Source organism: Phocaeicola coprocola DSM 17136 (assembly GCF_000154845.1).
GTDB classification, from domain to species: Bacteria; Bacteroidota; Bacteroidia; order Bacteroidales; family Bacteroidaceae; genus Phocaeicola; species Phocaeicola coprocola.
In genome coordinates, this window is record NZ_DS981463.1 from 1 (window position 1) to 611 (window position 611).

Here is a 611-nt window from a genome sequence, read left to right on the forward strand (position 1 = left end):
GACCGTATCTGGCGATTGACGAGACCTCACTCTCCAACGGTGAACTTTACACCTTTGTAACCAACCGTGATGCCTGTACGAGAGAGTGCTCCCTGGTAGCTGTCGTGGCAGGAACTAAATCAGAGGATGTAATAGCTGTGCTGCAACGAATTGACGAGGAAAGCCGTTATGCCGTTAAAGAAGTGACACTTGACCTTTCAGACTCCATGCGCAAGATTGTACGGACTGCATTTCCTGAAGCCAGCCGTGTAATAGACCGTTTTCACATTCAGAAATTAGCTTGTGATGCCGTGCAGGAATTACGCATCAAACACCGTTGGGATGCCATACAGCAGGCCAATGAGGAAATGGAAGAAGCTAAGCGGAAGAACGAAGATTATGTCCCATACCGATATTCCAATGGCGACACCCGTAGGGAATTACTTATACGCTCCCGGTATCTGCTTTTCAAGTCAGCTGATAAATGGACGGAAAAACAGAAGCAAAGGGCAGCAATCCTATTTGAGGAATACCCTGACATCAAAAAGGCATACGGTTTGTGCCATTCCCTGCGGATGATTTTCTCTAAGAACACCATAAAGGACGCTGCACGTTTGGCTATGGCACGATGG

The 611-nt window shown here is 47.5% G+C and carries 1 protein-coding gene; it reads left to right on the forward strand.

Annotated features, from left to right (window positions below; all coding sequences use genetic code 11):
* Positions 1–611: ISAon1 family transposase (locus tag BACCOP_RS07395; protein ID WP_007567820.1), on the forward strand; the 611-nt coding region annotated here is incomplete at both ends.